Annotated in this window: 6 protein-coding genes; all 6 read left to right on the forward strand. The window is 42.1% G+C overall.

From position 1 onward, the window contains the following. The first annotated feature begins 46 nt into the window (after positions 1-46). The 6 genes from BY457_RS17690 to porN all read left to right on the forward strand — a co-directional run bounded on the left by BY457_RS17690 (position 47) and on the right by porN (position 7,415). Positions 47-1,216, forward strand: coding sequence for an arginase family protein (locus tag BY457_RS17690; RefSeq protein ID WP_106154663.1), 1,170 nt, complete (start codon positions 47-49; stop codon positions 1,214-1,216). Positions 1,217-1,450: 234 nt separating this feature from the next. Continuing rightward, complete coding sequence (locus tag BY457_RS17695) at positions 1,451-2,521, forward strand: PorP/SprF family type IX secretion system membrane protein (protein WP_106154664.1); 1,071 nt, start codon at positions 1,451-1,453, stop codon at positions 2,519-2,521. A 33-nt stretch (positions 2,522-2,554) separates the two neighbouring features. Beyond that, positions 2,555-3,883: a type IX secretion system lipoprotein PorK/GldK gene (gene porK, locus BY457_RS17700; RefSeq protein WP_106154665.1), complete on the forward strand. Its 1,329-nt coding sequence runs from the start codon at positions 2,555-2,557 to the stop codon at positions 3,881-3,883. A gap of 31 nt (positions 3,884-3,914) precedes the next feature. Further along, a complete protein-coding gene (gene porL / locus BY457_RS17705; protein WP_106154666.1) occupies positions 3,915-4,895 on the forward strand; it encodes a type IX secretion system motor protein PorL/GldL in 981 nt (326 codons plus the stop codon). Between the two features lie 36 nt (positions 4,896-4,931). Further along, positions 4,932-6,485 (forward strand): type IX secretion system motor protein PorM/GldM, encoded by a 1,554-nt coding sequence (gene porM, locus BY457_RS17710; RefSeq protein WP_106154667.1) that lies wholly within the window; start codon positions 4,932-4,934, stop codon positions 6,483-6,485. Between the two features lie 27 nt (positions 6,486-6,512). Beyond that, positions 6,513-7,415, forward strand: a complete 903-nt coding sequence (porN, locus tag BY457_RS17715; protein ID WP_106154668.1) for a type IX secretion system ring protein PorN/GldN — start codon at positions 6,513-6,515, stop codon at positions 7,413-7,415. Positions 7,416-7,662: the final 247 nt, after the last annotated feature.

A 7,662-nucleotide genomic window follows, 5' to 3' on the forward strand; every position in this document is an offset into this window, starting at 1 on the left:
CAACCGTGCAATCTGAAAGTATTAATTTTAAATATTAAATTGTCTGGTGGAAATCAGTAATTACATAGAGCCTGTTAAATTGAACAGGGTTTCTTATCAAGGGATTGCTGACGAGGAAACACTGGGAAATGACATATTGTTTTTTGATGGAACGGCCCAATGGTTTTTGGATAAAAAATTTGACGTAGCCATACTGGGTGTTCCCGAAACCAGAAATTGCCAACGGGCAGTTTCTTCTGAAGCCCCCGGTATTATTCGCAGATGGCTGTACGGGATGAGGAAAATTTCTTCCGGAGATGTCATTGCTGATTTGGGCAATGTTAAAGGAAATAGTCTTAAGGATCGTTACATTGCGCTTCAAGAGGTTGCCGAGTATCTGGAACAGCAGAATGTTGTGGTTTTAGTTCTCGGAGGTTCTCAGGATTTGACGGTTCCTCTTTGCGGGGTTTTTCCAAAAACGGCAAGGAAGTTTAACCTTACAGTGGTTGATTCGTTTATCGATCTGGTGCCGGCAGACGACGATTATTCAGAAGAAACCTTTCTGAATAAGCTGATTGCTGATTATGGCCCCGAAAATATAGAGGATTTGAGCCTGTTGGGATGCCAGAATTATTATTGCAGCAGCCGGCAGGAGCAGGTTTTGAGCGACCATTATTTTCGGTTGGCCCGATTAAAGGAGCTCAGAAATGAGAACATTGAAACGGTTGAAGTATTTTTGAGACAGTCAGATGTTTTGAGTTTCGATTTTTCGGCGATCAGGGAAATGCCGGTGCTGCCGGGAGGAAATAAAATGCCAAACGGATTTTCTGAACTTGATGCTTGTCGGATCTTATGGTATGCCGGAGCTTCTGATGTTCTGAAGATTACAGGACTTTTTAATTTGCCGGCAGGAAATTCTGAAGGCGAGGAGTACGGGCCGCTGGGAGCGCAGATGTGTTGGCATTTTTTGGAAGGAAGGGGCGCCAGGTGCGGGGATTACCCGCTAAGGTCTTTTCAGGATTATGAATTAAAGGCAGTTTACCTGGAGGAGTTTGATGCTTCTTTGAAATTTTACCATAATCCGGCTAACGGCAGATGGTGGTTGATGATACCGTACGGCGACAATGAGCGGTTGATCCCATGTTCCGGGAAAGACTATAAGGATGCTGTAGCTAAAGAATTACCTGCCTTGTGGTGGCATTTCTTTATGAAGAACTCTAACCTGGATTATTCATAAATTATCTATTGCGATGTTCAACTTCCTTCTAAATTCAGGCGTCCTCAAAAAATTGATTCGAAAATAGTTCACTATTTCCTGTATCAATTTTATCTGCGGTAACCTAAATTTATTGGCATTTAAACATCTCTTAACGATAACTGATGAAGAAGCCAGGTTAAGAATGGAAATAAATAGAAGAATTATTTTAGTTTCTTAATGAAAAACGAAACCTTTACCGGCCAAATATAGTATATGGACTTAGCTTTTTGCGTAGATAATATACGTTCTTTTGATGGAGACAAGGGCCTGTCAAGTAAGCAAATAGGGGTTTTGCGTGGAGGTGGTAAGAAAACAGTGTCACCTATTTTTAACAAAATAAAAAGTAGGAGTTTTGTTTTTTTTCTTTTATTTTGCATTTCCTCCGGACTTTACGCCCAATTTGACCCCATGTTTAGTCAGAACATGTTTAACCATTTGAACACCAACCCGGGATATGCCGGGAACAGTGGAAAGATGAATGTTGTTTTGATGAACCGCAATCAATGGACGGGATTGGAAGGAGCTCCGGTTACAACGGTAGCAGGTGCTGATGCAGCCTTGAATTTATTTGGCAAAAAGGTTGGTGTCGGACTGGAAGTGATGAATGATGACATCGGCTTTTTTAACAACCTGATGATCAGATTGTCATTCGCACGAAGATATTTACTGGGAGAAGGAGAGTTAGGTATTGGAATTTCAACGGGAATTCTAAGTCAGAGTTTTGATGGCTCCGGAATTGAAATCCCCGAAAGCGATTACCATGATCCCAATGATCCGATGGTGCCTTCTGAAAAAATCAGCGGGTTTGCACCGGATTTTGGATTAGGAGCCTTTTACCAGGGGCCCGGATGGTATGCAGGAGCTGGAGTTCAACATTTATTTTCTCCTGAACCAAACTTTCAGGATGATTTTTACGTATATGTGCATCGTTCTCTGTTTTTAACGGGAGGATACCTGATAAATCTGGAAGAACGAAACTTTGATCTGGAACCTTCCATCTTTTTCAGACAGGGTGGAGGAAGCTGGCAGGCAGATTTGAATCTGAATTTGCACTTCCGGGAAAAGTATTGGGCCGGACTGACCTATCGATATCAGGATGCAGTGGTTTTATTGGCCGGTCTGAATTTGAAAAATGGAATAAGAGCCGGATACAGTTACGATATTACCACATCGAAACTGTCAAATACCGGAAGCAGCGGATCGCATGAAATAATGATAGGTTATTCTTTTGATTTGAATATCAATAAGAAACAAAAAAGATATAAGAGTGTCAGATTTTTGTAGAAAATTAGAACAAAATAGATTATCCGAAATACTATGAAGAAAGTACTTGCCCTGAGTGTCATCGTAGTCACAGTTTTAAGCGGATGTGGTCAGTCCGGCGGCGGAGAGTTGGTCGGAGTATCCAGAAAAGCGGCTTTTTATGAGCCTGATCCTTATGGTATGCTATTTATACCGCAAGGCAGTTTCAATATGGGCCCGGCAGACGAAGACCTCGCTTATACTATGAGTTCCCAGAAACGGACCATGTCGGTTCCGTCATTCTGGATGGACGAAACCGAGATTACCAACTCCGAGTATCGTCAGTTTGTTTATTGGGTTCGGGATTCCTTAGCCCGCCGATTGTTAGGCGAGCAGTTCGAAGAATTCATTATTGCCGAGGATGAGTTTGGTAATCCAATTGATCCTCCATTCCTGAATTGGGATGAGCCTATTGACTGGCGAAATGAAGAGTATTCTGCCATTTTGGAAGAGATGTTTCTTCCTGAGAATGAGCGCTTCTTCCGTCGGAAGGAGATCGATACCCGGAAGTTGGTCTATGACTACCAGTGGGTTGATCTTCAGCAGGCAGCTAAAAAAACCAACCGGTACAACTATGAAACCAAGGAGTATGAGGGGATGGCTTACGATAAGGATGGGCGTGAACGTGAAATCACCGATCGCTCCGCTTTTATCATGAGCGACCAGGTTCTGGTATATCCCGATACACTCGTGTGGGTGGCTGACTTTACCTATTCGTTCAATGAACCATTGACCGAAAAGTATTTCTGGCATCCCGGATTCGATGAGTATCCTGTGGTTGGGGTTACCTGGAAGCAAGCAACTGCTTTTGCCATCTGGCGCACCAACCTGCTTAACGATTATCTGATCAGTAAAGGGGAGCCTGTGGTAAGTAACTATCGTTTGCCCAGTGAAGCTGAGTGGGAATATGCTTCCCGAGGCGGTCTGGATCAGAACAAATATCCCTGGGGAGGATACTATACCCGTAATAATCAGGGGTGTTTTCTTGCCAACTTTAAGCCGCTCAGGGGACGTTATGGCGATGATGGTGGAATGTACACCATGTCTGTAGCCAACTTTGCTCCCAACGATTTTGGACTGTTCGATATGGCCGGAAACGTTGCCGAATGGACGTCAAGTGCTTATGACGAGTCATCTTACGGATTTATGCATGACATGAGTCCTACCTATAAATATAATGCCCGCCCGGAAGATCCTGAAGTGATGAAGAGAAAAGTTATCAGAGGTGGATCCTGGAAAGATATCGGGTATTATCTGCAGAATGGTATTCGCACTTATGAATATCAGGATTCAGCAAAGTCATATATCGGTTTCCGATGTGTGCGTGATTTTATCGGAGGTTAAATTTTAGGATTGGAAAAGAAAAAATATTGTTATGGGTCTTTCGGAATTTGTACAAAGTCCTGCCTATAAAAAGGTAATGGGTAAAGTTTACGGATGGGGTGCTGCACTTGTACTGGCTGGTGCCTTGTTTAAAATTCAGCACTATCCGGGTGCCGGACCGATGCTGTTGGTTGGAATGGGAACAGAAATTGTAATCTTCTTTCTTTCAGCATTTGAACCACCGCATGAAATGCCCGACTGGAGTTTGGTTTATCCCGAACTTGTAGGTCTTGAGCCCAACGAAGATCGTGGAAGACACAGAGGTGGCTCCGGTGGTGGTGGAGGAAGCGATTTGGCTGCTCTTATCGAAAGCGGAACGCTCGAGCCAGAAATTGTAGAGAAATTAAGCCAGGGTATAAAGAAGCTTTCTGCCACTACAGGTCAGTTGGCCGATTTGAGTGATGCTTCACTGGCTACCGAGAGTTATTTGCAGAGCATGAAGATGGCATCTGAGTCGGTATCCAAATTGTCCAATTCTCAGGCAAAAAGTGCTCAGGAACTTGAATCATTGAGTTCGAGCTATGGGGAAACAGCCCAAAAAATATCTACCGGAGGTCAACAGTTGGCAGATGGAATGGCCGCGGCAGGAAATAATCTTGTGAAGGATATTGAATCATCAGGTCAGGCCTTGGTTAGCTCTTATCAGTCCCTGAGTAAATCGATGAATGAAAATGCCGGTCAATTGGCAACAAACTCAGAAAGTTATAAAGAGCAATTGAGTGAAGCAAATAAACAGCTGGCGGCTATTAATTCTGTTTATGAAATGCAATTAAAAAGTATTTCCGAACAGATGGAAGCTTCTAAAAGCGTTACTACCCAGCTGGGAAGTATTGATCAGGAATTCAGGAAATCAGTTGAAGAAGCCAAAACTTACCAGGAAGAATTGGGTAAGTTGAATCAGAATATTTCTGAACTCAATACCATTTATGGCAATATGCTGAGCGCCATGAATATGGGGAGTAAACAAAATTAATCAGGAAAGTAATAACCTTAAAGACCTATTTGTGATATGAGTGGTGGTAACTGTCCTGAAACGCCGAGACAAAAGATGATCGGAATGATGTATCTTTTCCTGACGGCAATGTTGGCTCTCAATGTTTCAGGAGAACTTCTTCAGGCTTTTCAACTGGTAGATAGCAGTATCAGAAAAACCATCGAAACGATGGAGAATAAAAACAGTCTGTTATATTCTGATTTTGAAAGTGCATATGCCACTAACGAGAAGAAAGTTAGTGATCAATATCATAATGCTCTTGAAGTAAAGGCGGAAGCTGACAGTTTATTTAAACATATACAGGATTTAAAAACGTTAATTGTCCAGACAGCTGATGGTCCTGAGGCAACTCCTACACAATATACTTCTTTGGATAATCAGGATATTGCTGCACAGTTAATGATTACCGAAAGAGGCGGGGCCAGAAGTAAAGAGTTGAAAGAACATTTGATTCACTATCGTGACCTTTTGAGTGAAATGGTTGACCCCGCGGATACAGCCCTTCTTAATGCTCTTGAAAGAACACTGACTCCTAAAGATCCTCCGCGATCGGAAGGAGAAGGTCGCAGTTGGGAGAGTGAAAAGTTCGAGCATTTGCCAATGTCTGCAGTTATGGCTCTTATGAGTCAGCTTCAAAGTGAAGTCAGGAATATGGAGTCAGATATGATTAGGTATCTGTATGGCAAAATTGATGAAGGTTCCTTCAAATTTAACAGTGTGGAGGCTATCGTGATACCTCGTTCGGAGTATGTGATTCGCGGTGATGAATATTATGCGGAAATTATGCTTGCGGCTAGAGATACCACTCAACCGCCAATTGTGACTGTGAATGGTGAAGAGTTGCCCATTAATAATGGTCGTGGAATTTTAAGAATTCCAGCAAATTCCACCGGCGAAAAGGAATGGAGCGGCGAGATTGCCGTAATGGGACCTGATGGAACTTATACGCGACGACATGTGACCGGATCTTATCTGGTGTCGCAACCGGGTGTGGTTATTTCACCAACTAAGATGAATGTATTCTATGTTGGAGTTGAGAACCCTGTAGAGGTTTCTGTTCCAGGGGTTCCTAGTGAAAACCTGAATGTTAGAATTACCAATGCAAGAATGAGAAAGGTTCGAGGGAATGAATTTTCCGTATCTCCGAATGCGAATTCAGCAGGGAAGCAAGCCATTGTAAGTGTGAGTACCACCTTAAACGGGCAAACGCAAAACCTGGGGAGTCAACCTTTCCGTATTAAACGGGTTCCTGACCCTGTTGCAACAGTTGCAGGGATGCGTGGAGGTGGTATCGGCAAAAACCTTTTGCTGGCTCAACGAGCAGTTATAGCCAAGATGGATAATTTTGATTTCGATCTTAGATTTAATATTACTAATTTTAGAATTTCTACAATCAGAGATGGATATCTTCAGTTTGTGGATAGTGAAAGTGGAGTAATTACCACTGAACAAAAAGATTTGATTCAAGGCGTCGGAATTGGGGGTGTTGTTCTGTTTAACAACATACAGGCCAAAGGGCCTGACGGCTCTACACGTGACCTTGGATCGCTTAGTTTTACAATTCAATAAGAATTTGAATAGAAAAAATATCTTACGATGAGAAAACAGCTTCTTATAATGTTTTTGCTTGGAGCTTTTGGATTTGGATCTCTGAATCTTTCGGCTCAAAGGAATGATGACAATCTTCCTATTGACGGGTTGTTTGAGAAACAACATGTGGTGAACAGAAAACCTGTTCCATATCCCAGTATCAGGGAAGCTGATGTGTTGTGGGCCAAAAAGATCTGGAGAATCATTGATCTGCGGGAAAAAATGAACTTGCCATTGTACTATCCAACCACTCCTATGGATGATCGTTACAGTTTGATTGATCTGATGCTCAAAGGTGTGGTAGGTGAAGTAGGAGATGGCCAGCTTGGCGATATTACCGCTTTTTCTGCCTTCTCAGAAGATGAATTTAAAGTTCCTTTAGAAAGCGAGGATGACATTCTGAAGAACCTGGGTGCCGGTACCCGCACCGTTATGATTGAACAGGAAGACGGTACTATGGCCGAACAAACGGTTGTTGAGGGTGCTAAAACCTATGAAGTGAAGCAGATTATGGTTAAGGAAATCTGGTATTTTGATCGTAACTACTCACGCCTTGATGTGCGAATTCTTGGACTTTGTCCTATTCGGGAGTCCCTGAATGAAGATTTGGGGGAAGCTGCAGGTGCTGAAGGAGGTGTAGTTAAAAACAAAGCATTCTGGGTTTATTTTCCTGAAATAAGGGATCTTTTTGCGCAATACGAAGTGTTTAATCCAATGAACGATGCACAGCGCAGAAGTTTTGACGATATATTTATTAAGAGATATTTCGGTAGTTATGTTGTGCAGGAAGCTAACGTATTTGATAACAGAACGATTGAGTCTTATACTGTAGGAAAAGAAGCTGTCCTTGAGTCTAAGCGAATTGAAAATGAAATTTTCCAGTGGGAACATGATCTTTGGAAATTCTAAAAAGATATTCTCATCCTAATAAAAAACCCGGATTGTTTAAGTCCGGGTTTTTTTGTGTTTTGTTATCTGATGTTTATAGATTATTCTCTTCCAAATTCTGTTTTGATATCGTTTGTGAATTGTCTGATTTGCTGCTCATTTTCTTTGGGACACCTGAGTTCCGCACTTTTTTTCATGTAAAAAACTTAACTTTCATTAAATCAAATTTTTAATGTATTTTTAGGTGTAAATTTGGGTGTCCCAGAGG

The organism is Marinilabilia salmonicolor, from assembly GCF_003003035.1.
GTDB classification, from domain to species: Bacteria; Bacteroidota; Bacteroidia; order Bacteroidales; family Marinilabiliaceae; genus Marinilabilia; species Marinilabilia salmonicolor_A.